Origin of the sequence: Pseudomonas sp. CVAP#3 (assembly GCF_018986375.1) — a bacterium.
Taxonomy (GTDB): Bacteria; Pseudomonadota; Gammaproteobacteria; order Pseudomonadales; family Pseudomonadaceae; genus Aquipseudomonas; species Aquipseudomonas helvetica.
This window is the reverse complement of the sequence record NZ_JAHMSC010000009.1, coordinates 1-24,156: the sequence shown is the minus strand read 5'-3', so window position 1 is coordinate 24,156 and position 24,156 is coordinate 1. Positions and strand designations below refer to the sequence as shown.

Below are 24,156 nucleotides of genomic sequence, written 5' to 3'. Positions count from 1 at the left end.
TCTCAGTTCACAGCGGACGTCGCTTCGACATGACGCGGTAAGGTCACCCGGATACGGGTGCCGCGTTGGCTTTGTGTGTCAGCCGGGCTGTCGATGGTGATTTGTCCATAATGCTCTTCAACGATGGAATAGACCAGTGCAAGGCCCAGACCGGTGCCTTCGCCAGGATCCTTGGTGGTGAAGAAGGGTTCGAACAATCGGTCCATGATGCTCGACGGGATACCGCTGCCTTCGTCTTCCACGATCAGATCGATCGTGTGTTCGTTGGCTTCACTTTTTACTCGGACCGCGCTGCCGGCCGGCGATGCGTCGCGGGCGTTGGACAGCAGGTTGATCAACACCTGGGCGAGCCGCTGCGGATCGCCATCGACCCAATGCTCGGGATCGCACAGGTTAAAGAACTGCACTTCGAAGTTGCGGCGGTTCAGCGCCAGCAGACCAATGGCATCCTGGGCCACCTCGGCCAGACAGACCGGTTCGTCATTATGCTGGTGGCTGCCGGCATGGGCGAAGCTCATCAGCGATTGGACGATGCGTGACACGCGCTTGGTCTGTTCGAGGATTTGTCCGCTGATTTCCTTCAGTTCGCTGTCTTCTTCACGCTCTTCGCGCAGGTTCTGCGCCAGGCACGCGATGCCGGTGATCGGGTTGCCAATTTCATGGGCCACGCCGGCCGCCAGTCGACCGATACTCGCCAAACGTTCGGAGTGCACCAGTTTGTCTTCGAGCATCTGGGTTTCAGTCAGGTCTTCGACCAGCAACACCAGGCCGCTGTTACCCGGCGCGAGCGGTTCGTCGATCGCCGCTTTGTGCAGGTTCAGCCAGCGCGTCTGACCGTCCAGGGCCAGGTGCTGTTTGTGCAAATGCTCGTCCGGAAGATTGATGAAGCCTTGCAGCAGTTCTTTCCACGGTTCGCCGAGGGTGCCCAGGCGTGAACCGACCACGCGCTGCGCGGTGATCCCGGTCAACTCCTCCATGGCTTTGTTCCACATGAGGATTTCCTGATCCTTGGCCAGCGAGCAAACGCCCATCGGCAGTTCTTGCAAGGTCTGGCGGTGGTAGCGGCGCAGGGCATCGAGTTCGGCGGCAAGGCCGGTGAGGCGCGAGTGATAGTCCTCGAGGCGGCTTTCGATGAAGTGAATGTCTTCGGTGACATAGTTTTCACCGCTGGCCTTGTACGGCAGGAAGGTTTCGACCATGTCTTGCGCAACGCTCGGGCCCATCAGGCCGGAGAGGTTGGCTTCGATTCGGTCACGCAGTCGGCGCAAGGCGTACGGGCGACGCTCGTCGAACGGCAGATAAAGGTCGCGCAGGGCCTGTTCGACTTCCTTTTGTGCCGCCTTGGCGCCCAGCGGTTTGGCCAGTTGGGTGGCGAACTCCTGGGGTGACGCGGCGTGCAGTTCGCGGCGTTGCGGGCGACGTACATTGTCTACGGCGCAGGCTTCGGCGGCGCTGGCTTCTTCGGTGCTGGCGTTGGTGAACAACGAGATCAGCGTGAACATCAGCACGTTGGCCGCCAAGGACGCAATCGCCGCCATGTGCCAACTGGTGTCGTCGAGCACGTAGATCATGTTCAGCAGCGGAATATAGAAGCCCTGCAGATTGCCCACCAATGGCAACAGCATGGTCACCAGCCAGACCAGAATCCCCGCGAGCAAGCCGGCGATGAAGCCGCGACGGTTGGCGGTCGGCCAATAGAGGACGGACAGCACGCCGGGTAAAAACTGCAGGGTGGCAACGAACGCGACGATGCCCAGGTTGGCCAGGTCCTGCTCGGCGCCCAGCAGCAGATAGAAACCATAGCCGGCCATGATGATTGCGACGATCAAGGCGCGGCGGGTCCATTTCAGCCAGCGGTAGATGTTGCCTTCGGCAGGCGGCTGATACAGCGGCAGCACCAGGTGGTTCAGGGCCATCCCGGACAGTGCCAGGGTGGTGACGATGATCAGGCCGCTGGCAGCTGACAAACCACCGACGTAGGCCAGCAGTGCCAGGGCCTTGCTGTTGGCGGCGATGCCGACGCCGAGGGTGAAGTATTCCGGGTTGGTGGTGGCGCCAAGTTTGAGGCCGGCCCAGAGAATCAGCGGTACGGCCAGGCTCATCAGCAGGAGGAACAGCGGCAAGCCCCAGCTCGCACTGACCAGCGAGCGCGGGTTGAGGTTTTCGGTGAAGGTCATGTGGTACATGTGCGGCATCACGATCGCCGAGGCGAAGAACACCAGCAGCAGCGTGCGCCATGGGCCTTCTTGCAGCGGCGTGTGCAGGGCGGCGAGGGCGGTCTGGTTTTGCAGCAACCAGACTTCCAGCTGTTGCGGGCCGTCGAACACGCCGTACAAGGCGTAGAGACCAACGCCGCCAATGGCGATCAGCTTGATTACCGATTCAAAGGCAATCGCGAACACCAGGCCTTCGTGTTTCTCCCGGGTCGCTATATGCCGCGAGCCGAAGAAGATCGTGAACAGGGTGATCAGTGCACAAAAACTCAGGGCGACCCGATGCTGCACCGGCTCACGGGTGAGGATGCCAATCGAGTCGGCGACCGCCTGAATCTGCAATGCAAGCAACGGCAGCACACCGATCAGCATGAAGATGGTGGTCAGCGCGCCGGCCCAGGTGCTGCGAAAACGAAACGCAAACAGGTCGGCCAGAGAGGAAAGCTGATAGGTGCGGGTGATCTTCAGAATCGGGTACAGCAACACCGGCGCCAGCAGAAACGCCCCGGAGACACCTAGATAGCTGGACAGAAAGCCGTAGCCGTACTGATACGCCAAACCAACCGTGCCATAAAACGCCCACGCACTGGCGTAGACGCCCAAGGACAAGGTGTAGGTCAGCGGGTGGCGAATGATCGATCGCGGGATCATTCCGCGTTCACTGATCCAGGCAACGCCGAACAGCACCGCAAGGTAGGCGGCGCTGATCAGGATCATCTGGGTCAGACTAAAGCTCATCGGCATCTTTTTGGCTCTGCAGGATGAAGGTCACGACGATCAGAATCAGCCACAGCAGATACGGGCGATACCAGGCGCCAGTGGCGTCGATCCACCAGTCCATGATGGCTGGGGAGAACAGATAGATCCCCACTACCAGGAGCAGGACCAAGCGATAGATGTACATCCCGGCCTCTCTTTATTGTGTGCGTGCCCGAAAACGTGCGGCGATGGTAACGGATGGGCGCCAACCTGCAAGCTTAGTCAGCGTAATTGCGCTTCGGGCAGTGTCAGTGTGCGCGGGATTAACCTCGCATCCCAGTGCCTGATGCCCCAATTCAATACTTCCCTGGGGCTGGCATCGTCGAGTTCGCTGCCGGGGTTTTGCCCCAGTGCGCGCAGGGCACGCAGCAATAACGGTGTGGCTTGATCTTCGGTCAACGGCGGCGAGCGGTAGGACTTGCCGAGCTTGTTGCCGTCCGGCTGGGTTATCAGCGGCAGGTGCAGATAGCGCGGTTGCGGCAGGCCGAGCAGTTCTTGCAGGTACAGCTGGCGCGGGGTGGAATCGAGCAAGTCGGCACCGCGGACAATATCGGTGATGCCTTGCCAGGCGTCGTCGAGCACCACTGCCAGTTGATAGGCGTAGAGCCCGTCGCGCCGACGGATGACGAAGTCGCCGACCTCACGGCCCAGGTGCTGGCGGTATTCGCCTTGCACGCGGTCGGTGAAGTGATATTCCAGTTCCGGGACGCGCAAGCGGATTGCGGCGTCTTCGCTGGCATGACCGGCGTTGCGGCACAGACCTGGATAAATCCCGTGATAAGGCACCAGTTTTTTCCGCGAGCAGGTGCAGGCGTAGGCCAGGCCGTGGTTGAACAGTTGATTCAACACCTGCGCGTAGGCGTCGTGACGGTCGCTCTGGCGGACCATTTCGCCGTCCCATTCGAAACCGTAGCTTTCCAGTGCCTTGAGGATCGCCGCTTGGGCGCCGGGCTCCTCCCGAGGCGGGTCGAGGTCTTCCATGCGCAACAGCCAGCGGCCGCCAACCGAGCGGGCGTCAAGGTACGAGGCCAATGCCGCGACCAGCGAGCCGAAGTGCAGGTGCCCGCTGGGGGTGGGAGCGAAGCGCCCGATGTAGGTGGGGGATTTGATGGCAGTCATGGGCGCGATGTTACGTTGTCTGGTTCTGTAGGAGCACGGCTTGATATCGCCATCGCACTCTGTAGGAGCAAGCTTTGCTCCTACAAATATTGATGCACCAGAAACAAAAACGGAGCGTTCGCACGCTCCGTTGTTTGTTCAAGCGGCCACTTACTTGCCGACTTGCTTTTCCTTGATCTCTGCAAGGGTCTTGCAGTCGACGCACATGTCAGCGGTAGGGCGTGCTTCCAGGCGTTTGACGCCGATCTCGACGCCGCAAGACTCGCACCAGCCGTATTCTTCGTCTTCGATCAGTTGCAGGGTCTTGTCGATTTTCTTGATCAGCTTGCGCTCGCGGTCGCGGGCACGCAGTTCGAGGCTGAATTCTTCTTCCTGACTGGCACGGTCGGCCGGGTCGGGGAAGTTCGCGGCTTCGTCCTTCATGTGATCAACAGTGCGGTCGACTTCCTGCATCAAGTCCTGTTTCCACTTGTTCAGGATCTTGGTGAAGTGCGCGCGCATGGGCTGGCCCATGTACTCCTCGCCCTTCACTTCTTTGTAGGGTTCGAAGCCGCTGATCGACGGGTTCTGCTGTTGCTTTGCTTGGGTGGGCATGAAATGGACCGCCTCTACTCTTGTAATCCATTGCGCAGGATTGCTCCATCACCGACACCTGCCGGCCCTGCGGCTGCAAGCGGGCGAACTTACCAGATCAAATCGGAGCGCGCTACTCCCGGATGTCGAGGCTGCGGTCCGTAAGGCTTGCAAATGTTTGCAAAGCCTTGTCTGGCGGGTCTGGAGGCCTGATCAGATATTGATTTTAGTCAATCCTGAGCCTTATGTATCAGCTCTTTTACGGGTGAACTTCCGGTTGTGACCGCTTTAGGTTCTCGCTCGTTCCCGGGCTTGGGTAGAATCAATTCTTTTCCCCGATGAAGGAAGGCTAATGGCTCAGTCCTACAGTGCGCGCAGCCGCGCTATCGAACCTTTCCATGTCATGGCATTGCTGGCGCGCGCCAATGAGTTGCAAGCGGCCGGGCACGATGTGATTCACCTGGAAATCGGCGAACCGGACTTCACCACCGCCGAGCCGATCATCAAGGCCGGTCAGGCTGCGCTGACGGCGGGGAAAACCCGTTACACCGCGGCTCGCGGCATTCCGGAGTTGCGGGAGGCCATTTCGGGCTTCTACGAACAACGTTACGGGTTGAACATCGACCCACAGCGCATCCTGATCACACCGGGCGGTTCTGGCGCGTTACTGCTGGCCAGCGCCTTGCTGGTCGATCCCGGTAAACACTGGCTGCTGGCCGACCCGGGTTACCCGTGCAACCGGCATTTCCTGCGGCTGGTGGAAGGTGCGGCGCAACTGGTGCCGGTCGGCCCGGACGTGCGCTATCAGCTGACGCCAGGCCTGGTCGAGCGTTACTGGGACCACGACAGCGTCGGGGCATTGGTCGCTTCACCGGCCAACCCGACCGGAACCATCCTGACCCGCGATGAACTGGCCGGGTTGTCCGCCGCGATCAAGCCGCGCCATGGCCATCTGGTGGTGGACGAGATCTATCACGGCCTGACCTACGGCACCGACGCTGCCAGTGTGCTGGAAGTCGATGACAGCGCTTTTGTGCTGAACAGTTTCTCCAAGTATTTCGGCATGACCGGCTGGCGCCTTGGTTGGCTGGTCGCCCCGGAGGCTGCGGTCGGCGAGTTGGAAAAACTCGCGCAGAACCTTTACATCAGCGCGCCGAGCATGGCCCAGCACGCAGCACTGGCCTGCTTCGAGCCGGACACCATCAGCATTCTCGAAGAACGCCGGGCCGAGTTCGGGCGTCGGCGTGACTTCCTGTTGCCAGCCTTGCGCGAGTTGGGTTTCGGGATCGCCGTGGAGCCGGAAGGCGCCTTCTATCTGTATGCCGATATCAGTGCCTTTGGCGGTGATGCGTTTGCCTTCTGCCGGCATTTTCTGGAAACCGAACACGTTGCCTTCACCCCGGGCCTGGATTTTGGTCGGTATCAGGCCGGTCATCACGTGCGGTTCGCCTACACCCAGAGCCTGCCGCGTTTGCAGGAGGCGGTTCAGCGGATTGCCCGTGGCCTGCGGAGTTGGCAAGGCTGATGCATTTCAATCCTCCTCTCGAAGAAGGTCGGCTGATTCGTCGCTACAAGCGTTTTCTCGCCGATATCGAAACCGTTGGCGGCGAGTTGCTGACCATTCACTGCCCCAACACCGGCTCGATGTTCAACTGCATGGTCGAAGGCGGGCAGGTCTGGTTCAGCCGCTCCAATGATCCGAAACGCAAGTTGCCCGGCACCTGGGAGATCAGTGAAACCCCGCAAGGGCGGCTGGCCTGCGTGAATACCGCGCGGGCCAATACCTTGATTGAAGAAGCGCTGCGTGGCGGTTTGATCACCGAGCTCTATGGTTTTACCGGGCTCAAGCGTGAAGTGCCGTACGGTCAGGAAAACAGCCGCATCGATTTCCGCCTCGATTACCCGAGCGGCCCGGCCTTCGTTGAAGTCAAAAGCGTCACGCTGGGCTTCGATGGCTCAGCGGTCGCGGCGTTTCCGGACGCAGTGACTCAGCGCGGTGCCAAGCACTTGCGCGAGCTGGCGTGCCTGGCGCGGGATGGTATTCGTGCGGTGCAATTGTATTGCGTCAATCTGACTGGCATTGACTCGGTGCGCCCGGCCGAGGAGATCGATCCGGGTTACGCGGCCGCTTTGCGTGAGGCGAAAGCGGCCGGGGTTGAGGTGTTGGCGTACGGGGTGAGCCTGACCTCGAATGAAGTGCGCGTTGACCGTCGACTGGAGGTGCTGCTCGGCGCCTAATGTTGAACCCAGATGCCCTGGCTGTCTTCGCGACACACCAGGGCACTGAGGGACTGCCCGGCACAGGGCCCGGCCACGCATTCACCGCTTTCGATCAGAAACAATGCACCGTGAGTGGCGCACTGGATCAGGCTGGCGCTGGGGTCGAGAAACTGGTCCGGCTGCCATTCCAGGCCGACACCGCGATGCGGGCAGCGATTTTCATACACGTAGACCCGGCCTTCACGGCGCACGGCAAACAACTTCTGGCCGTCGATCTCGAAACCACGGCTGCTGGCATCGACCAGCTCGGCGCTGGAGCAAAGAAACTTCATGACTATCCTCAAGTGCCAAAGGCTCTGGCCTTTGGCGGTGATGCGTGCGCGCTCACTGGTTAGCAAATGTGTCTGCGCTTGACGTGCAAATGCAAACAATTATCAAATGGGTGTTTCGCCCGTGGTGGCTGCGTAGCTGACGACGCCTTGATCCTGCGGGAAAACTCCACAAAGGAAACCCTGTTATGCGCCTGAGTACCAGCGCTATTGCGCTCTGTGTCGGACTTTTGGTCAACCATGGGGCTCAAGCGACCGAATTGCCGCAACGCTGGGTCAGTGCCGGCGGGGCTTTGTCGGAGTGGGTGAGTGCGTTGGGCGGCGAGTCGAAACTGGTCGGCGTTGACAGCACCAGCCAGCATCCCGAATCGCTCAAGGCCTTGCCGAGTATCGGTTATCAGCGGCAATTGTCGGCAGAGGGCATCCTGAGTTTGCGTCCGCAGCTTCTCATTGGCACCGAAGAAATGGGCCCGCCGCCAGTGTTGTCGCAGATTCGCGGTGCCGGGGTGCAGGTTGAGTTGTTCTCTGCACAACCTGACTTGCCAACCCTGCAAGGCAACTTGCAGCACCTGGGTAAATTGCTCGGTAGCGAGCCGCAGGCCACGGCGTTGTTCCATAGTTATCAACAGCAACTTGAGCAGCAGAAAGCCTGGGTCAGCCAGGCTCAGTCCAAACAAAAAGCGCCGGGCGTGTTGCTGTTGCTGGGGCACGCTGGCGGCAAGCCGCTGATCGCCGGCAAGGACACTGCAGCCGATTGGCTGTTGCAACAGGCGGGTGGGCATAACCTGGCGACCCATACCGGTTACAAGCCTTTTTCCGTAGAGTCCCTCGCGGGCCTGACGCCAGACGTGTTGGTGTTCGCCGACCGGGCGCTGACCGGTGACGCTGCGCGTGCCGCGTTGTTCAAGGAAAACCCGATTCTCGCGTCGACGCCGGCGGTCAAGGCCGGGCGGGTGTTCGAGCTGGACCCGACGCTGTTGGTTGGCGGCTTGGGACCGCGCTTGCCTTTGAGCCTGGTGAAGTTGTCCGCCGGGTTCTATCCCGCTGAATCGGCCAAGGCAACCATCGCCCCATGAGTACTCTGGTCAAACCTCGTTCGTTGTTCATCGGGCTGAGCCTGCTGTGTTTGTTAGCGATCTGGTTGTCATTGGCTCTGGGCCCGGTCAGCTTGCCGCTGCTCGATACGTTGCGCGCCGCAATGCGGATGATCGGTCTGCCGGTTCCTGCCGAGGGATTGGAGCAGGCCGAACTGATTCTGGGGCAGATTCGCTTGCCGCGTACCTTGCTCGGTCTGGCAGTGGGTGGGGTGCTGGCGTTGTCTGGCGTGGCGATGCAGGGTTTGTTCCGCAATCCGCTGGCGGATCCGGGGTTGGTCGGCGTTTCCAGTGGTGCAGCCTTGGGCGCGGCGATTGCGATTGTCGGCGGCTCGATGTTTGGCGGCTTGCCTGAGGCGATCGGTCCTTACCTGTTATCGCTGTGTGCGTTTCTGGGTGGGCTCGGGGTGACGGCGCTGGTTTACCGTCTTGGTCGGCGTAATGGCCAGACCAACGTGGCAACCATGTTGCTGGCAGGCATCGCCCTGACGGCACTGGCCAGTTCGGCGGTGGGTTTGTTCACCTATCTGGCGGACGACGCGACCTTGCGTACGCTGACTTTCTGGAACCTGGGCAGCCTGAATGGCGCCAGCTATGCGCGACTCTGGCCATTGTTGTTGGTGAGCGCCGCGGTAGCGCTGTGGTTGCCGCGCCGGGCCAAGGCGTTGAACGCGCTATTACTCGGTGAGTCCGAGGCCAGTCATTTGGGGATCAACGTCGAAGGGCTCAAGCGTGAGCTGGTGTTCTGCACGGCGCTGGGCGTCGGCGCGGCTGTTGCGGCGGCGGGGATGATCGGTTTTGTCGGGCTGGTGGTGCCGCATCTGGTGCGACTGTTGGCGGGGCCCGATCATCGTGTGCTGTTACCGGCCTCAGTCCTGGCAGGCGCCAGCCTGTTGCTGTTTGCCGATCTGGTGGCGCGCTTGGCGCTGGCCCCGGCGGAGTTGCCGATTGGCATCGTCACCGCGTTTATCGGCGCACCGTTTTTTCTGTATTTGCTGCTACGAGGTCGCGCCTGATGCTGCGAGTGGAAAATCTGCAGATCTGCCGCGGCAAGAAAATCGTCCTGGCCGATATCGATCTTGAGCTCAAGCCGGGCGAAGTCCTCGGAGTGCTGGGCCCCAACGGCGCAGGCAAAAGCACCTTGCTCGGCGCGTTATGTGGCGAATTGCGTCCTGATCACGGCCGTGTCTGGCTCGATCAGCGCGAGTTAGGCCAATGGGATGGTGCGCAGCGGGCGCAACGCCTGGCGGTATTGCCGCAGACCTCGACCCTGGATTTTGCGTTCCGCGTCGAGGAAGTGGTCGGCATGGGCCGTTTACCGCATCAAACAGGCCGGGTGCGCGATGACGAGATTGTCGCCGCTGCCTTGCAGGCCGCCGATGTCGGGCATTTGAGTGGCCGCAGCTACCTCGCCCTGTCCGGCGGTGAACGCCAGCGTGTGCATCTGGCGCGGGTGCTGGCGCAGCTTTGGCCGGGGGAGGCTGGGCAAACCTTGCTGCTCGACGAGCCGACGTCGATGCTCGATCCACTGCATCAGCACACTACCTTGCAGGCGATTCGGGAATTTGCTGATCGCGGAGCGGCGGTGCTGGTGATTCTGCATGACCTGAATCTGGCGGCGCGTTACTGTGATCGCATTCTGTTGCTCGAAAGTGGCCGTCCGCATGCGTTGGACACACCGCAGCAGGTGTTGCGGCCGGAGCCGCTCAAAGCCGTGTTCGGGCTGGATGTGTTGGTGCAGCCGCACCCGGAGCGCGGGCATCCGCTGATCATCGCCCGTTGAGGTGAGCTCATGCGTGGGATATTGATTCTGGCGCTGTTGTTACTGGTGTCATGCCAAAACATGGCACCCAGTGCCGTGGATCAGCCGGCTGGGGTGATTCGCGATCTGCATAGCGGTCAGCGTCTGAGCGCGCAAGCGCTGGTCGAGCGGTTGGCCGGGGCGCCACAGCTGATCGTTGGCGAGCAGCATGACAATCCCGATCATCATCACGCACAGCTGTGGTTATTGCAGGCACTGTCCCAGCGCCGGACTCAGGGCAGCGTGCTGCTGGAAATGCTGACGCCGGATCAGCAGGCACGTGTCGATGAAATCCATGCGTTGGACACCGCTCGCTGGCCCGCCGATTTGCTGGCGGCGTTGGCCTGGCAATCGGGTTGGGACTGGAATCTGTATGGGCCGATTGTGCGCTATGCCCTGGCTCAGCCCTATCCGTTATTGGCGGCGAATCTGGACTCGACTGACGTTCGGCGTATGTACAAGCAAGCGCCGGCCGTAAGCGGAACCCGGTCGAATGCGCCAGCGGTCAGGAATGAGCTGCTGGCGCAAATCCGTGAGTCTCATTGCGGGTTGTTACCCGAAAGCCGGATGCCGGCCATGCTGGCGGTTCAGCAACAACGTGATCGGCAAATGGCTGAACAACTGCTGGCAGCGCCCGCGCCGGCATTGTTGTTTGCCGGCGCTTATCACGCGCGGCTGGACATTGGCGTACCGCTGCATGTGCAGGATCTTGGTGAGCATTCGGCGCCCGTGGTGGTGATGCTGGCTGAGAAGGGAGCTGTGGTCTCGTCGGCATCGGCGGATTACGTCTGGTACACGGCCGCCCGACCCGTGCAGGACTATTGCGCGCAAATGCGTCAGTAACAAGCAGTCGGCATATCTCGCGAAGCACTTTTCGACAGGCAAAAAAAAGACCCGGCAAGAGCCGGGTCAAATAACCGTGATTAGCCTGATGAGGAGATAATCTGAGAGTCCGAACCAATGGTCTTTCAGAAGATCAGCTGATCTCGCGATCAGTTGCGATAATCATAACGATTCTCATTTCTAAGTCAATCGCTGTTTTCCGAGTTCTTTGCTCTTTTGCTAAACACTTGTTTGGATTGCCTGTAAATGCTGGGCTTTAGACCTTGTGACGTGACGAAATGGCTTCAAGCTGTTTATTGAGTGCTTCCTTGCGATCGGCGGGGATATCGTTCCAGTGCACGTCCATCAGCGCCCCCTCAATCGCATACAACAACACCTTCGAGGCGCGAAACCCGCGAGTGCGTACCGCACGATAAGCATCTACCGCGCCCAGGCGGCGCAAGTCCGAGGCGCTGTGGATGCCCACGGCATGCAGCCATTGCGCCGATGTCTTGCCAAGGTTTTTCAGGTGTTGCAGTTCATCATTCATCAAGCCTCCTTGCGACAGCCGAAGAGTGCGTGGGCAAGCCTCACAGGAGTGTAGCGGTCAGTAGGAAAAGCGTGGTTGTTTGGTCAGTTTGAACGCAAAAGCTTCTAAGGCGTTCTACCAGATAGTTCTGGAAAGGGCGGTAGCAGCGGCAGGAAAGGACTTGGGAGATCAGGCATGCAGTCCGGCGCGCAGCAGGGGCACCGGACTTCAGGTGACGGCAGGTGTTAGCGGGTGCGGTAGCGCAGGCGAGTGCCGAAATTCATCGACATGAGAATTTCGTCAGCGCTCAGCTCGGAGGGAAAGTAAGCGCCGGAGATTTGTGCGTGGGCCAAGCTCGCACCTTCGAGGGAGGCATCACGAAAATCAATGCCGCGCAGGTCGGCAGAGCGGAAATAGGCATCGCTGAAATCAATACCTTCGGCGTTCAGTTCGCGCAGGTCGAGGCCACGAAAGTCGCCGCCCACCATATCGATAGGCCCGGACTTGGGCCTTTCGCGATTGAAGCCTTCGATGTCGTCTTTGTGCAGCAGGGCATATAGCGGGGTGTCGAGAAGTTTCGGCTGGCTCATAAGGTGTCACCTGTTGGTTTTATGACGCCAGTATAGTGCCACTATTTTGAGTGCGTGAAGCCGGTTAGGGCTTCACGCCTGAAATAGTTTCTTACAGCCCCGGCAGACGCTGACGAATCTGCGCGACCACGGTGTCGAGGGTCCCGCTTTCATTGGTCTGAACGCGTTTGCTGCAGAGAATTTCTGCCGGAGTCAGCGGCTCGCGGCTGGCTTGTTGAGCTGCGATAACAGCCAGATTGGCGTCAGATGGATCGTTTTTGTCTGCCTGACGCTGTGCGAGCCAGCTCTCGATCACGGCTTGTGGTGCGTTGCAATCGAGGATCAGGAATGGCGCGCCGGTCGCTTCGGCAATTTTTGCCGCGTTATCGCGTTGTTCATGCTTGAGGTAAGTCGCGTCAATGACCACCGGGAAACCGGCGCGCAGAATCACGCCAGCGATTTCATGCAGGCGGGAATAGGTGGTGGCACTGGCGTCGGCGCTGTAGATACCGGCTTGCAGATCGTTCGGTACGTGCTGTTCGCCGAACAGGCGCTTGCGCTCGACATCGGAGCGCAGGCGAATCGCGCCCAGTGCTTCTACCAGTCGCATGGCTACGTGGCTTTTACCTACGGCAGAAACACCGTGGGTGATTGCCATGAAGCGCGATGGAATGGTGCTGTAACTTTCCGCCAGGTTGGCGTAGTTGCGGTACTGGCGCAGGGTGGTGGCGCGCTGCACCGGATCGGCCTCGGCGGGCATGCTGAACAGGGCGACTTTGGCGCGAACCAGTGCGCGGTAGGCTTTATAGAAGTTCAGCAGCTCAAGGCCCTGATAGTCGCCGGTCAGCTCCAGGTATTGGCTCATGAAGCGCCGAGCCAGGCTTTTCAGGCCACGGTCTTCAAGGTCCATCGCCAGGAAACCGGTGTCGGCATAGACGTCGGTGAAGCGGAACGGCTCGTTGAATTCGATGCAGTCGAAAATCACCACGTTGCCGTCGATCACGGTGACGTTGCCCAAATGGATATCACCGTGGCATTCGCGGATGAAACCTTCGGCCTTACGTTGTACCAGCAGTGGTTTCAGGCGTTCGAAACTGCTTTCGGCCCAGGCTTGCAGGGCGTCGAGTTGCAGCAGGTCGGCTTTTTCGCTGAGGAACGGGCGGATTTGTTCGAAGTTCTGCCGCACCGGTGCCATGACGCTTTCAGGCGTGCCAGCTTCATGAGCTACCGGAACCTTCGGGGTGCTCAGGTGGAACCGGGCGATCTGCGTGGCCATCTCGTCGATGTGCGCAGTCGTCAGTTCGCCATTGGCCTGCAGGTTACTGAGCAACTGGCTTTGCGGGAACTGGCGCATTTTCAGCGCGTAATCGAGCACTGGACCGGTGCCGCCCAATTGCGGCGCTTCAATGCTGCCGGTGATCGGCAGCACTTCAAGGTACAAATCGTTGGTCAGACGCTGGTTCAGACGCAGTTCTTCGCTGCAGAAATGTTCGCGTGACTCGAGACTGGTGAAGTCGAGGAAGCCGAAATTGACCGGCTTCTTCACTTTATATGCATAGGGGCCAGTGAGCAGCACCCATGAGATGTGCGTCTCGATGACCTGGAATCCCTCTACAGGATGCGGGTAGAGGGCCGGGTTTTGCAGGGCAGCGATCAAGGACTGGCTCACAGGTGATCCTTCAGAGTCTGGAAAAATACAAGGGCAACATTATGGCGGCTAACCGGGTTAACGCAAACCTCGCTGGGCTCATGTTGATCGGGAATAAAGTGCGTATAATCCGCCGCCATGACTCGTACCCGATCCCCTCGTACCCCTAAAAAACCTCCTTCTAGCGGCCTGCGCCCCTGGTTAGGCTGGGCGCTCAAGCTCAGTCTGGTCGGCCTCGTAGTGCTGGCAGGCTTCGCGGTTTACCTTGATGCCGTGGTCCAGGAGAAGTTCTCCGGCAAGCGCTGGACCATTCCGGCCAAGGTTTATGCGCGCCCGCTCGAACTGTTCGTCGGACAGAAACTGAGCAAGGATGACTTTCTCACCGAGCTTGATGCCTTGGGTTATCGCCGCGAAAGTGTGGCCAATGGACCTGGCGCGGCATCGGTCAACGGCAATACCGTCGATTTGAACACCCGTGGGTTCCAGTTCTATGAGGGCCTGGAGCAGGCTCAACCGGTACGTGTGCGCTTCTCGGGCGACTACGTCGCCGAGCTGTCGTCGACCAACGGTTCAAAACTGTCGGTGGTGCGCCTCGAACCGCTGTTGATCGGTGGCCTTTACCCGAAAAACCTCGAAGACCGCATCCTGATCAAGATCGATCAAGTGCCACCCTATTTGCTCGATACTCTGGTGGCGGTGGAAGACCGCGACTTCTATCACCACTTCGGTGTGTCGCCGAAGTCGATCATGCGGGCTGTTTGGGTCAACACGTCGGCTGGGCAAATGCGTCAGGGCGGTAGTACGTTGACGCAGCAACTGGTCAAGAACTTCTACCTGACCAACGAGCGCAGCCTGAGCCGTAAGCTGACCGAAGCGATGATGGCGATGCTGCTTGAGTTGCACTACAGCAAGCCGGACATTCTTGAGGCTTATCTCAATGAAGTGTTCATCGGTCAGGACGGTCAGCGCGCCGTGCACGGTTTTGGTCTGGCCAGTCAGTTCTTCTTCAGCCAGCCGCTGTCCGAACTCAAGTTGCATCAAGTCGCGTTGCTGGTAGGTATGGTCAAAGGGCCGTCCTATTACAACCCGCGTCGCTACCCGGAGCGCGCGCTTGAGCGACGCAATCTGGTGCTCGATTTGCTGGAGCAGCAAGGGGTCGCTACCGCCGAGCAAGTCGCTGCGGCGAAGAAAATGCCGCTGGGTGTGACCAAGCGCGGCAGTCTGGCCGACAGTTCGTTCCCGGGCTTCCTCGATCTGGTCAAGCGTCAGCTGCGCGAAGACTACCGCGACGAAGACTTGACCGAAGAAGGTCTGCGGATCTTCACCAGTTTCGATCCGATCCTGCAGATGAAGGCCGAAGCCTCGGTCAACGATACCTTCAAGCGCCTTGCAGGTCGCAAAGGTTCGGAAGACGTTGAAGCGGCGATGGTCGTGACCAACCCTGAAACCGGTGAAGTCCAGGCGATGATCGGTAGTCGCCAGGCCAGCTTCGCCGGCTTCAACCGGGCGCTGGATGCCGTGCGGCCAATCGGTTCCCTGATCAAGCCGGCGGTATACCTGACCGCGCTTGAAAAGCCGAGCCAGTACACCTTGACCAGTTGGCTGTCCGATGAGTCCTTCTCGGTCAAAGGCGCAGATGGTCAGGTCTGGAAACCGCAGAACTATGATCGTCGCTCCCACGGTACGGTTTTCCTGTACCAGGGGCTGGCGCACTCCTACAACCTGTCGACTGCGCGTCTGGGCTTGGAAGTCGGTGTGCCGAACGTCCTGAAAACCCTTGGGCGTCTGGGCATCACTCGCGAGTTTCCGGCCTTCCCGTCGATGTTGCTGGGAGCGGGTGGCATGACGCCGATTGAAGTGGCAACCATGTACCAGACGCTGGCCAACGGTGGTTTCAACACGCCGATGCGCGGGATTCGCAGCGTACTGACTGCCGAAGGTCAGCCGCTCAAGCGTTATCCGTTCCAGATTCAACAGCGTTTCGATCCGGCTTCCATCTACCTGATCCAGAACGCCATGCAGCGTGTGATGCGTGAAGGTACCGGCAGCTCGGTTTACAACGTGCTGCCCAAGACGCTGACGCTGGCGGGTAAAACCGGTACCAGTAACGACTCGCGAGACAGCTGGTTCGCCGGTTTCAGCCAGGATCTGCTGGCAGTGGTCTGGCTGGGTCGCGATGACAACGGCAAGACGCCGTTCACCGGTGCCACGGGCGCGCTGCAAGTCTGGACCAGTTTCATGCGCAAGGCCGACCCGTTGCCGCTGGATATGCCGCAGCCGGATAATATCGTTCAAGCCTGGGTCGATTCGCGCACCGGGCAGGGTTCTGAAGCCAACTGCCCAGGCGCGGTGCAGATGCCGTATATTCGCGGCAGCGAACCGCCTCCTGGCGCTGCGTGCGGTGGTTCAGGCCCCTCGCCTGGCGAATCGGTGATGGATTGGGTCAAGGGCTGGATGAATTAAGCGAAGAGGGATTTAAGTGAACAAGTGGTTTATTCCAGCGGTTACGGTGACAGCCCTGGCTTTGCTCAGCGGCTGCTCCAGTGTGCAGCACGGCTCGATTCCAGTGGTCGACTCCGGTACGGCGGTGTCCAACAGTGAGCGGATCTCTGCCAATGGCGGCTTCCGCAAAACGACCGTGAAGCGTCCGGCACAAGCCCAGACTCAGGCGATCCCGCAGGGTGACACTGGCGTAGTGGTGATGATCCCGGGCGGTGGCGCGACGACGTCGACGCCAATCAGCACGCAGCCGATCAGTCCTGGCCCGACCAGTTCCGGTCCGATTACTCCGGGGACGTATGACAGCGGACCGATGCAGTCGGCACCAATCAATCAGGGTAACTACAGCATGCCATCGACGCCGAGCGGGATTCCTCCTGCGAGCAGCGGCGGCGGTTTGTCTGCCGACGAGCAGCTTGACGGTCCGGTACTGGCCTTACTGACCACCGCGCAGCAGCAACAGGCGAGCGGCGATCTCAATGGTGCGTCTTCCAGCCTCGAGCGTGCCCAGCGGGTTGCTCCGCGTGAGCCGCAAGTGCTTTATCGTCTGGCGCAGGTGCGCTTGGCCCAAGGTGATGCAGCGCAAGCCGAGCAGTTCGCTCGCCGCGGTTTGACGTTTGCCAATGGACGTCCGGATCTGCAGGCAAGCCTGTGGGAGCTGATCGCCCAGGCGCGTGAGAGGCAGGGCGACTCTGCAGGCGCAGCGCAGGCTCGTCAAAAGGCCAAGGTTTCGCTCTGATGGATGTCCGTTTTCCGAAGATCGCTGAACAGCTGCTGCTGATCGAGCGTGAGTTGCGTCTTCAGGGCTGGTGGGACGAGGTCTCGCCAAGCGCAGAGGCGCTTGCCAGTGTCGAACCATTTTCCGTCGATACGCTGGATTTCGAGCAGTGGCTGCAATGGATCTTCCTGCCACGCATGAAGACCATCCTTGAGAACAACCTGCCGCTGCCGAATGCCTCGGGCATTCAGGAAATGGCCGAGATGGTCTTCGCTGCGCGCAATGTCCAAGGCAAGGATCGGCAACTGCAAGCCTTGCTCAAAGAGTTCGATCAGCTCATCACTGCCTCCCGCTAAGCCGGAAACTGCCAGTACCTAACTACTGGCAGTTATCCTTGATCTGTTTTTGTGTTTCGGTGATGCGTTCCTGACGCTGTTGGTCCGTCAGGCGACGCATCTCACCGTCGACTTCCTCACGTAACCTCGGATTGTTCTGCAGTTGAGCCAGGTTCGTTCGTGCCTGTTCGCAGAACGTCTTGAGCTGGGCTTTCTGCTCTGCGACCTGCTTTTTCACTGTGCTATCGATGGCCTGTTGATCGCCTATCGCGCTGTTGCGCGGTGGGGTGGTCGGTTTGCCAGCGGGCAGGGCGGGTTTCACTACGGTGGTGGCTTCCTGCCCTTGAGGCGGCTGTGCATCGAAATGGGTAACGCCCTGGCCATCAATCCATGTGTAGATCGGACTGGCCATGCACAAAGGGCTCAGGCCAATCAGCAGACTGGCCGTGAAGATCAACGTTCGCATGCCGTTTCCTTGTCGTGGGTTGCGCAATTGAAGCTAACACACCTGCTGTTTATAGGTTTTTTCTTGCGTTCTCATGCGCTTAGTTCGAATAAAGCACATTGACGACTTGACTTGCAGAGGGCGAAACAGAAGAATCCAAAGTCCGCTGTAGAGGGACTGCCAGAAGCAGACCCACTCGGCAGATCATGAGGCGCATATCCGCGCCGACCTGTTACACCCGCAACGCGTTACCTCGCGCTGGGTGGGAAAGCCCCGCAACACTTGGGACGATCCCAATACTTGCTCAGTCAGTGCTGACGTAGTCGGCGACCACCGTCGCTCATGCTCTGCCGAGAAGTAAACCTATTAAGACCCGTCCCCTTATGTGGGCGGTATTCTGGCGTTTTAGAGGTGAACAACGTGGAGCTTTTATCTGGCGGTGAGATGCTCGTCCGCTTTTTGCGTGACGAAGGCGTCAAATATATCTACGGGTACCCGGGTGGTGCTCTCCTTCATGTATACGATGCCCTGTTCAAAGAACCGGAAGTGACCCACATCCTGGTTCGTCACGAACAGGCTGCGACCCATATGGCTGACGGCTACGCCCGTGCTACCGGTAAAGCCGGTGTAGTACTGGTGACCTCCGGGCCGGGCGCAACCAACGCCATCACCGGTATTGCCACGGCCTACATGGACTCCATCCCGATGGTGATCATTTCCGGCCAGGTGCCTAGCACCATGGTAGGCACCGATGCGTTCCAGGAAACCGACATGATCGGTATCTCCCGGCCGATCGTGAAACACAGCTTCATGATCAAGCACGCGTCGGAAATCCCGGAAGTCATGAAGAAAGCGTTCTACCTGGCGCAATCCGGTCGTCCCGGTCCTGTCGTTGTCGATATCCCGAAAGACATGACCAACCCGGCCGAAAAATTCGAATACGTCTTCCCGAAAAAAGCCAAGCTGCGTTCCTACAGCCCGGCGGTTCGTGGTCACTCCGGGCAAATCCGCAAGGCAGCAGAAATGCTTCTGGCAGCCAAGCGTCCCGTGCTGTACTCGGGCGGCGGCGTGATCCTCGGCGGTGGCTCCGCGCCGCTGACCGAGTTGGCGCAAATGCTCAACTTGCCAGTGACCAACACCCTGATGGGCCTGGGTGGCTACCCTGGCACCGACCGTCAGTTCATCGGCATGCTCGGCATGCACGGTAGCTACACCGCCAACCTGGCCATGCACCATGCTGACGTGATTCTCGCTGTCGGCGCGCGTTTCGATGACCGCGTGATCAACGGCCCGGCCAAGTTCTGTCCGAACGCCAAGATCATTCACATCGACATCGATCCGGCTTCGATTTCCAAGACCATCAAGGCAGACGTGCCTATCGTTGGCCCGGTTGAGAGCGTCCTGACCGAAATGGTCGCGATCCTCAAGGAAATCGGCGAGACCCCGAACAAGGAGTCTGTTGCCAGCTGGTGGAAGCAAGTTGACGAGTGGCGTGGTGATCGTGGCCTGTTCCCGTATGAAAAGGGCGACGGTAGCGTTATCAAGCCGCAAACCGTGATCGAAACCCTCTGCGAAGTGACCAAGGGCGATGCCTTTGTGACCTCCGACGTGGGCCAGCACCAAATGTTCGCGGCGCAGTACTACAAGTTCAATAAGCCGAACCGCTGGATCAACTCCGGTGGCCTGGGCACCATGGGCTTCGGTTTCCCGGCGGCGATGGGCATCAAGTTGAGCTTCCCGGATGCCGACGTCGCCTGCGTGACGGGCGAGGGTAGTATCCAGATGAACATTCAGGAACTGTCCACCTGCCTGCAATACGGTTTGCCGGTAAAAATCGTCATCCTGAACAACGGTGTTCTGGGTATGGTTCGCCAGTGGCAGGACATGAGTTACGGCAGCCGTCACTCGCACTCCTACATGGAATCGCTGCCTGACTTCGTCAAGCTGGCAGAGGCCTATGGTCACGTAGGCGTGCGCATCACCGACTCGAAGGATTTGAAGTCGAAGATGGAGGAAGCGTTCGCCATGAAAGATCGCTTGGTGGTGCTCGATATTTCGGTCGATACCAGCGAGCACGTCTATCCGATGCAGATCAAAGACGGCTCCATGCGCGATATGTGGCTGAGCAAGACGGAGCGTACGTAATCATGCGGCATATTATTTCCTTGCTTCTGGAAAACGAACCGGGCGCTCTGTCTCGTGTAGTCGGCCTGTTCTCGCAGCGCAACTACAACATCGAGAGCCTGACCGTGGCACCTACCGAAGACTCGACATTGTCGCGTCTGACGTTGACCACTGTCGGCCACGATGAAGTGATTGAGCAGATCACCAAGAACCTGAACAAGCTGATCGAAGTGGTCAAGCTGGTCGACCTGTCGGAAAGCGCTCACATCGAGCGCGAACTGATGCTGGTCAAAGTCAAGGCCACCGGCGCCCAGCGCGCCGAGATCAAACGCACTACCGATATTTATCGTGGACAGATCGTCGATGTCAGTGCCAGCGTGTATACCGTTCAATTGACCGGTACCAGCGATAAGCTCGACAGTTTCATTCAGTCGATCGGCACTGCCTCGATTCTGGAAACCGTACGCAGTGGCGTCACCGGGATTGCCCGTGGCGACAAAGTACTCAGCATCTAAACCAAATTAGCGAATGGCCTGAACGGCCTGGATATATAGGGGAAATTCATGAAAGTTTTCTACGATAAAGACTGTGACCTGTCGATCATCCAGGGCAAGAAAGTTGCCATCATCGGTTACGGTTCCCAGGGCCACGCTCAAGCGTGCAACCTGAAAGACTCCGGCGTTGACGTTACTGTCGGTCTGCGTAAAGGTTCGGCCACTGTTGCCAAAGCCGAAGCTCACGGCCTGAAAGTGACTGACGTTGCCTCCGCTGTTGCAGCAGCCGACCTGGTCATGATCCTGACCCCGGACGAGTTCCAGTCTGCCCTGTACAAGAACGAAATCGAGCCGAACATCAAGAAAGGCGCCACCCTGGCCTTCTCCCACGGCTTCGCGATCCACTACAACCAGGTTGTGCCGCGCGCTGACCTCGACGTGATCATGATCGCGCCGAAGGCTCCGGGCCACACCGTGCGTTCCGAGTTCGTAAAAGGCGGCGGTATCCCTGATCTGATCGCTATCTATCAGGATGCTTCCGGCAACGCCAAAAACGTTGCACTGTCCTACGCTGCTGGCGTTGGCGGTGGTCGTACCGGCATCATCGAAACCACCTTCAAGGACGAGACCGAAACCGACCTTTTCGGCGAGCAAGCGGTTCTGTGCGGCGGTACCGTTGAGCTGGTCAAAGCCGGTTTCGAAACCCTGGTTGAAGCTGGCTACGCGCCAGAAATGGCCTACTTCGAATGCCTGCACGAACTGAAGCTGATCGTTGACCTCATGTATGAAGGCGGTATCGCCAACATGAACTACTCGATCTCCAACAACGCTGAGTACGGCGAGTACGTTACCGGCCCTGAAGTCATCAACGCTGAATCCCGTCAGGCCATGCGTAATGCCCTGAAACGTATTCAGGACGGCGAATACGCCAAGATGTTCATCAGCGAAGGCGCTACCGGCTATCCTTCGATGACCGCCAAGCGTCGTAACAACGCTGCACACGGCATCGAGATCATCGGCGAGCAACTGCGCTCGATGATGCCGTGGATCGGCGCCAACAAAATCGTCGACAAAGCCAAAAACTAAGTCACGAGTTTGTACAGAAAACGCGGCTTAGGCCGCGTTTTTTCGTTTGAGTGGTCGGTTCTGGTATAAAGCTGCATCGTTTGCGGCCGAACCGTTGTCGCAGGCACCTGTCGAAACTTTCCACACCGTTGCAAGGTAATGTCCATGAGCGAACGTCCCGAAGAGCCAAACCAGGCCTCTGACGCCGAAAGCCTGCTACCCATCGATGAGCATGTCGAAGAAGGGCATGACGCTGAAGGCCGTAAAGTCCGGCATCGTGGTATCTATCTTCTGCCGAATCTGTTCACCACTGCGAACCTGTTCGCAGGGTTCTATTCCATCATCAACTCGATGAGTGCGCAGAGCGCGTTGAGTGCCGGTGATGCTGCAAGCGCGAGCAAGTACTTTGCTTTTGCGGCGATCGCGATTTTCGTCGCCATGGTCCTCGACGGCCTTGATGGCCGGGTAGCGCGCATGACCAATACCCAAAGCGCCTTCGGTGCCGAGTACGACTCACTGTCGGACATGGTCGCCTTTGGTGTTGCGCCGGCATTGCTGGCATTTGGCTGGGCGTTGGGGGATATGGGCAAGGTTGGCTGGATGGTTGCCTTCATCTATGTTGCGGGCGCGGCATTGCGTCTGGCGCGCTTCAATACTCAGGTCGGCACTGCAGACAAGCGCTACTTCATCGGTCTGGCCAGTCCGGCAGCGGCGGGTGTGGTTGCAGGTATTGTCTGGGCATTCAGCGATTATGGGATTCAGGGCTCCAAGATGTCCTTCCTGGTTGCGCTGATGGTTGCAGCCGCCGGGATGCTGATGGTCAGCAATATCAAGTACAACAGCTTCAAGGAACTGGACCTGAAGGGGCGTGTACCTTTCGTGGCGATCCTGGCGGTGGTGCTAGTGTTTGCAGTGGTCTTCAGCGATCCGCCACGCATTCTGCTGCTGGTTTTTCTCGCCTATGCAGCTTCTGGCCCGGTGCAGTACCTGTTGCATCTTCGTCGGCACAAAAACGCCGAGTGATGTAATTTCCCCCATACTCCGCAGTCTATTGGTGCATCTGTCCTCCAATTCTGCGGAGTTGCCATGTTATTCAAGTTTCCCAAGTCGTTCGACTGTCATGAGTCGGACGTCACGCCTGAGTCTCTCTATCTCTCTCGTCGCAGTGTGCTTGGTGGGGCGATCGCCAGTATGGCGGTCAGCGGCCTGCCGCGTTGGGCCAGCGCTGACAGCGCGGCTCGGTACGCGGATGTCGAGTCGGGCAAGGCACCTTCCTGGTTTTCCGAAAAACTCCCTGCAACCAAATGGGGGGCGGTGACCGTCAAGGATGAGGCGATCACGCCATTCAAGGACGCGACTCACTACAACAACTTCTATGAGTTCGGTACTGACAAGGGCGATCCCGCGCAGAACGCTGGCGCGCTGAAAACCGAGCCGTGGTCTGTAGTTGTCGATGGCGAGGTGGGTAAGCCAGGGCGTTATGCGCTGGAGGACTTCATGAAGCCGTATCAGTTGGAGGAGCGCATCTATCGTCTGCGCTGTGTAGAAGCCTGGTCGATGGTGATTCCGTGGATCGGCTTTCCCGTCTCGGCGTTGCTCCGTGAGGTCGAACCGACCTCCAAGGCAAAGTACATTCGTTTTGAAACCTTGCAGGACCCCAAGACCATGCCGGGGCAGCGTTCTGGTTTTGCCTTGATCGACTGGCCTTATGTAGAAGGGCTGCGTCTGGATGAGGCGATGAATCCGTTGGCGATTCTTGCGGTCGGCATGTATGGCCGTGAGCTGCCCAACCAGAACGGCGCTCCGTTGCGCTTGGTGGTGCCTTGGAAATACGGGTTCAAGAGCGTCAAATCCATCGTACGTATCAGTCTGGTCAGCGAGCAACCGAAAACCACTTGGCAGAGCATTGCATCCGATGAGTATGGCTTTTACGCGAACGTGAACCCGGCGGTTGATCATCCGCGTTGGACTCAGGCCAGGGAGCGGCGCCTGCCGAGCGGGTTGTTCAAGCCTAATGTGCGTGACACACAGATGTTCAATGGCTATGCGGATGAAGTCGCTTCTCTCTATACAGGCCTCGATCTGCGGAAGAATTACTGATGCGTTTTCCAGTGTGGCGCATTAGCGTCTTTATAGTTGCGGCGGTGTGGCCGTTACTCTGGCTGTATGAGGCCTGGAGCTTTGCTTTGGGGCCGGATCCGGGAAAGGTGCTGGTTGATCGATTGGGCTTGGGAGCGCTGATCCTGCTGTTGACCACTTTAAGCATGACGCCTCTGCAGAGGCTGACAGGGTGGGCAGGCTGGATTGTTGTTCGACGACAGCTCGGTTTGTGGTGCTTTGCTTATGTTGTTCTGCATCTGAGTGCCTACCTGGTTTTTATCCTCGGTCTTGATTGGTCTCAACTGGGGGTAGAGCTGAGCAAGCGGCCGTACATTATTATTGGCAGTCTGGGGTTCCTTTGTTTGCTGGCGCTGGCGATAACGTCCAATCGTTATAGTCAGCGACGATTAGGTGTCCGCTGGAAGAAGTTGCATCGCCTGGTCTATGTGGTCCAGGGTCTTGGATTGCTGCATATGCTTTGGATAGTTCGGGCGGATCTAAAGGAGTGGGTGATCTATGCATCTATAGGCGCACTGCTGTTAGTGCTGCGAGCACCCTCCGTAATGCGCCGAATCCCTCGATTGATGACCAGAAAAGCACCTTCTGCAACAAAAGCGTAATTAACCCTTGACGGCAGATTCTGGAAGTCTATAATTCGCCCCACTTCCGGCGCAGTCGAAACGGAAAACTCCTTGGTAAA

General features: G+C 58.9%; 24 protein-coding genes. 15 read left to right on the top strand and 9 right to left on the bottom strand.

Going from position 1 to position 24,156, the window contains the following annotated elements; all coding sequences use genetic code 11:
• Window positions 1-2: 2 nt before the first annotated feature.
• The 4 genes from KRR23_RS16670 to dksA form a co-directional block, all read right to left on the bottom strand.
• Complete coding sequence (locus tag KRR23_RS16670) at window positions 3-2,957, bottom strand: sensor histidine kinase (RefSeq protein WP_216743402.1); 2,955 nt, start codon at window positions 2,955-2,957, stop codon at window positions 3-5.
• Window positions 2,941-3,117, bottom strand: a complete 177-nt coding sequence (locus KRR23_RS16665; protein ID WP_003176118.1) for a hypothetical protein — start codon at window positions 3,115-3,117, stop codon at window positions 2,941-2,943. The genes KRR23_RS16670 and KRR23_RS16665 overlap by 17 nt, the downstream gene beginning before the upstream one ends.
• Before the next feature lie 77 nt (window positions 3,118-3,194).
• On the bottom strand, window positions 3,195-4,091 hold the full coding sequence (gene gluQRS / locus KRR23_RS16660; RefSeq protein ID WP_216743401.1) for a tRNA glutamyl-Q(34) synthetase GluQRS: 897 nt from the start codon (window positions 4,089-4,091) through the stop codon (window positions 3,195-3,197).
• A 150-nt stretch (window positions 4,092-4,241) separates the two neighbouring features.
• Window positions 4,242-4,685: an RNA polymerase-binding protein DksA gene (gene dksA / locus KRR23_RS16655; RefSeq protein ID WP_019691671.1), complete on the bottom strand. Its 444-nt coding sequence runs from the start codon at window positions 4,683-4,685 to the stop codon at window positions 4,242-4,244.
• Between the two features lie 331 nt (window positions 4,686-5,016).
• Between dksA and KRR23_RS16650 the strand changes: the two genes are divergently transcribed.
• On the top strand, window positions 5,017-6,189 hold the full coding sequence (locus KRR23_RS16650) for a pyridoxal phosphate-dependent aminotransferase (protein ID WP_216743400.1): 1,173 nt from the start codon (window positions 5,017-5,019) through the stop codon (window positions 6,187-6,189).
• Window positions 6,189-6,902 (top strand): DNA/RNA nuclease SfsA, encoded by a 714-nt coding sequence (sfsA, locus tag KRR23_RS16645; RefSeq protein ID WP_216743399.1) that lies wholly within the window; start codon window positions 6,189-6,191, stop codon window positions 6,900-6,902. Before KRR23_RS16650 ends, sfsA begins: the two co-directional genes overlap by 1 nt.
• On the opposite strand, the gene KRR23_RS16640 is transcribed toward sfsA, so the two are convergent.
• Window positions 6,899-7,216 (bottom strand): Rieske 2Fe-2S domain-containing protein, encoded by a 318-nt coding sequence (locus KRR23_RS16640; RefSeq protein ID WP_216743398.1) that lies wholly within the window; start codon window positions 7,214-7,216, stop codon window positions 6,899-6,901. The genes sfsA and KRR23_RS16640 overlap by 4 nt on opposite strands.
• A gap of 185 nt (window positions 7,217-7,401) precedes the next feature.
• On the opposite strand from KRR23_RS16640, the gene KRR23_RS16635 reads away from it, so the two are divergent.
• From KRR23_RS16635 to KRR23_RS16620, 4 genes are read left to right on the top strand one after another with little or no spacing between them, the layout of a single operon-like run.
• Complete coding sequence (locus KRR23_RS16635) at window positions 7,402-8,289, top strand: hemin ABC transporter substrate-binding protein (protein ID WP_216743397.1); 888 nt, start codon at window positions 7,402-7,404, stop codon at window positions 8,287-8,289.
• 50 nt (window positions 8,290-8,339) lie between these two features.
• On the top strand, window positions 8,340-9,323 hold the full coding sequence (locus KRR23_RS16630) for an iron ABC transporter permease (protein ID WP_216743544.1): 984 nt from the start codon (window positions 8,340-8,342) through the stop codon (window positions 9,321-9,323).
• A complete protein-coding gene (locus KRR23_RS16625) occupies window positions 9,323-10,090 on the top strand; it encodes a heme ABC transporter ATP-binding protein (RefSeq protein WP_216743396.1) in 768 nt (255 codons plus the stop codon). The genes KRR23_RS16630 and KRR23_RS16625 overlap by 1 nt, the downstream gene beginning before the upstream one ends.
• Before the next feature lie 9 nt (window positions 10,091-10,099).
• On the top strand, window positions 10,100-10,951 hold the full coding sequence (locus tag KRR23_RS16620) for a ChaN family lipoprotein (protein WP_216743395.1): 852 nt from the start codon (window positions 10,100-10,102) through the stop codon (window positions 10,949-10,951).
• 256 nt (window positions 10,952-11,207) lie between these two features.
• On the opposite strand, the gene KRR23_RS16615 is transcribed toward KRR23_RS16620, so the two are convergent.
• The 3 genes from KRR23_RS16615 to KRR23_RS16605 all read right to left on the bottom strand — a co-directional run bounded on the left by KRR23_RS16615 (window position 11,208) and on the right by KRR23_RS16605 (window position 13,697).
• Window positions 11,208-11,480: a TfoX/Sxy family protein gene (locus KRR23_RS16615; RefSeq protein WP_019691679.1), complete on the bottom strand. Its 273-nt coding sequence runs from the start codon at window positions 11,478-11,480 to the stop codon at window positions 11,208-11,210.
• Window positions 11,481-11,704: 224 nt separating this feature from the next.
• Entirely contained in the window at window positions 11,705-12,049 is a 345-nt protein-coding gene (locus tag KRR23_RS16610) for a pentapeptide repeat-containing protein (protein ID WP_054595571.1), read from the bottom strand.
• A gap of 91 nt (window positions 12,050-12,140) precedes the next feature.
• Window positions 12,141-13,697 (bottom strand): bifunctional aminoglycoside phosphotransferase/ATP-binding protein, encoded by a 1,557-nt coding sequence (locus tag KRR23_RS16605; protein ID WP_216743394.1) that lies wholly within the window; start codon window positions 13,695-13,697, stop codon window positions 12,141-12,143.
• 117 nt (window positions 13,698-13,814) lie between these two features.
• Here KRR23_RS16605 and mrcB point away from each other — a divergent pair, with 117 nt between their 5' ends.
• The 3 genes from mrcB to KRR23_RS16590 are packed head-to-tail and all read left to right on the top strand — an operon-like array spanning window position 13,815 to window position 17,249.
• On the top strand, window positions 13,815-16,139 hold the full coding sequence (mrcB, locus tag KRR23_RS16600) for a penicillin-binding protein 1B (RefSeq protein WP_216743393.1): 2,325 nt from the start codon (window positions 13,815-13,817) through the stop codon (window positions 16,137-16,139).
• 16 nt (window positions 16,140-16,155) lie between these two features.
• Window positions 16,156-16,914 carry a tetratricopeptide repeat protein gene (locus KRR23_RS16595; protein ID WP_216743392.1) on the top strand — a complete coding sequence of 253 codons (759 nt, stop codon included), beginning with the start codon at window positions 16,156-16,158 and terminating at the stop codon, window positions 16,912-16,914.
• Window positions 16,914-17,249 carry a YqcC family protein gene (locus KRR23_RS16590; protein WP_216743391.1) on the top strand — a complete coding sequence of 112 codons (336 nt, stop codon included), beginning with the start codon at window positions 16,914-16,916 and terminating at the stop codon, window positions 17,247-17,249. Before KRR23_RS16595 ends, KRR23_RS16590 begins: the two co-directional genes overlap by 1 nt.
• Window positions 17,250-17,271: 22 nt before the next feature.
• On the opposite strand, the gene KRR23_RS16585 is transcribed toward KRR23_RS16590, so the two are convergent.
• Window positions 17,272-17,694: a DUF4124 domain-containing protein gene (locus KRR23_RS16585; RefSeq protein WP_216743390.1), complete on the bottom strand. Its 423-nt coding sequence runs from the start codon at window positions 17,692-17,694 to the stop codon at window positions 17,272-17,274.
• A 399-nt stretch (window positions 17,695-18,093) separates the two neighbouring features.
• On the opposite strand from KRR23_RS16585, the gene KRR23_RS16580 reads away from it, so the two are divergent.
• The 6 genes from KRR23_RS16580 to msrQ all read left to right on the top strand — a co-directional run bounded on the left by KRR23_RS16580 (window position 18,094) and on the right by msrQ (window position 24,076).
• Window positions 18,094-19,818 carry an acetolactate synthase 3 large subunit gene (locus KRR23_RS16580; RefSeq protein ID WP_103320126.1) on the top strand — a complete coding sequence of 575 codons (1,725 nt, stop codon included), beginning with the start codon at window positions 18,094-18,096 and terminating at the stop codon, window positions 19,816-19,818.
• A 2-nt stretch (window positions 19,819-19,820) separates the two neighbouring features.
• Window positions 19,821-20,312 carry an acetolactate synthase small subunit gene (gene ilvN / locus KRR23_RS16575; protein WP_046815662.1) on the top strand — a complete coding sequence of 164 codons (492 nt, stop codon included), beginning with the start codon at window positions 19,821-19,823 and terminating at the stop codon, window positions 20,310-20,312.
• Between the two features lie 48 nt (window positions 20,313-20,360).
• Window positions 20,361-21,377, top strand: coding sequence for a ketol-acid reductoisomerase (gene ilvC / locus KRR23_RS16570; protein WP_003185459.1), 1,017 nt, complete (start codon window positions 20,361-20,363; stop codon window positions 21,375-21,377).
• A gap of 144 nt (window positions 21,378-21,521) precedes the next feature.
• Window positions 21,522-22,379 carry a CDP-diacylglycerol--serine O-phosphatidyltransferase gene (gene pssA, locus KRR23_RS16565; protein WP_054595577.1) on the top strand — a complete coding sequence of 286 codons (858 nt, stop codon included), beginning with the start codon at window positions 21,522-21,524 and terminating at the stop codon, window positions 22,377-22,379.
• 63 nt (window positions 22,380-22,442) lie between these two features.
• Complete coding sequence (gene msrP, locus KRR23_RS16560) at window positions 22,443-23,456, top strand: protein-methionine-sulfoxide reductase catalytic subunit MsrP (RefSeq protein WP_216743389.1); 1,014 nt, start codon at window positions 22,443-22,445, stop codon at window positions 23,454-23,456.
• A complete protein-coding gene (gene msrQ, locus KRR23_RS16555; RefSeq protein WP_216743388.1) occupies window positions 23,456-24,076 on the top strand; it encodes a protein-methionine-sulfoxide reductase heme-binding subunit MsrQ in 621 nt (206 codons plus the stop codon). Before msrP ends, msrQ begins: the two co-directional genes overlap by 1 nt.
• Window positions 24,077-24,156 lie beyond the last annotated feature (80 nt).

What these genes read in the sequence shown, in the direction of transcription:
- KRR23_RS16670 (WP_216743402.1), bottom strand. Translation starts at nt 2,957, where the DNA reads ATGCCGATGAGCTTTAGTCTGACCCAGATGATCCTGATCAGCGCCGCC.
- KRR23_RS16665 (WP_003176118.1), bottom strand. Translation starts at nt 3,117, where the DNA reads ATGTACATCTATCGCTTGGTCCTGCTCCTGGTAGTGGGGATCTATCTG.
- gluQRS (WP_216743401.1), bottom strand. Translation starts at nt 4,091, where the DNA reads ATGACTGCCATCAAATCCCCCACCTACATCGGGCGCTTCGCTCCCACC.
- dksA (WP_019691671.1), bottom strand. Translation starts at nt 4,685, where the DNA reads ATGCCCACCCAAGCAAAGCAACAGCAGAACCCGTCGATCAGCGGCTTC.
- KRR23_RS16650 (WP_216743400.1), top strand. Translation starts at nt 5,017, where the DNA reads ATGGCTCAGTCCTACAGTGCGCGCAGCCGCGCTATCGAACCTTTCCAT.
- sfsA (WP_216743399.1), top strand. Translation starts at nt 6,189, where the DNA reads ATGCATTTCAATCCTCCTCTCGAAGAAGGTCGGCTGATTCGTCGCTAC.
- KRR23_RS16640 (WP_216743398.1), bottom strand. Translation starts at nt 7,216, where the DNA reads ATGAAGTTTCTTTGCTCCAGCGCCGAGCTGGTCGATGCCAGCAGCCGT.
- KRR23_RS16635 (WP_216743397.1), top strand. Translation starts at nt 7,402, where the DNA reads ATGCGCCTGAGTACCAGCGCTATTGCGCTCTGTGTCGGACTTTTGGTC.
- KRR23_RS16625 (WP_216743396.1), top strand. Translation starts at nt 9,323, where the DNA reads ATGCTGCGAGTGGAAAATCTGCAGATCTGCCGCGGCAAGAAAATCGTC.
- KRR23_RS16620 (WP_216743395.1), top strand. Translation starts at nt 10,100, where the DNA reads ATGCGTGGGATATTGATTCTGGCGCTGTTGTTACTGGTGTCATGCCAA.
- KRR23_RS16615 (WP_019691679.1), bottom strand. Translation starts at nt 11,480, where the DNA reads ATGAATGATGAACTGCAACACCTGAAAAACCTTGGCAAGACATCGGCG.
- KRR23_RS16610 (WP_054595571.1), bottom strand. Translation starts at nt 12,049, where the DNA reads ATGAGCCAGCCGAAACTTCTCGACACCCCGCTATATGCCCTGCTGCAC.
- mrcB (WP_216743393.1), top strand. Translation starts at nt 13,815, where the DNA reads ATGACTCGTACCCGATCCCCTCGTACCCCTAAAAAACCTCCTTCTAGC.
- KRR23_RS16590 (WP_216743391.1), top strand. Translation starts at nt 16,914, where the DNA reads ATGGATGTCCGTTTTCCGAAGATCGCTGAACAGCTGCTGCTGATCGAG.
- KRR23_RS16585 (WP_216743390.1), bottom strand. Translation starts at nt 17,694, where the DNA reads ATGCGAACGTTGATCTTCACGGCCAGTCTGCTGATTGGCCTGAGCCCT.
- ilvN (WP_046815662.1), top strand. Translation starts at nt 19,821, where the DNA reads ATGCGGCATATTATTTCCTTGCTTCTGGAAAACGAACCGGGCGCTCTG.
- ilvC (WP_003185459.1), top strand. Translation starts at nt 20,361, where the DNA reads ATGAAAGTTTTCTACGATAAAGACTGTGACCTGTCGATCATCCAGGGC.
- pssA (WP_054595577.1), top strand. Translation starts at nt 21,522, where the DNA reads ATGAGCGAACGTCCCGAAGAGCCAAACCAGGCCTCTGACGCCGAAAGC.
- msrP (WP_216743389.1), top strand. Translation starts at nt 22,443, where the DNA reads ATGTTATTCAAGTTTCCCAAGTCGTTCGACTGTCATGAGTCGGACGTC.
- msrQ (WP_216743388.1), top strand. Translation starts at nt 23,456, where the DNA reads ATGCGTTTTCCAGTGTGGCGCATTAGCGTCTTTATAGTTGCGGCGGTG.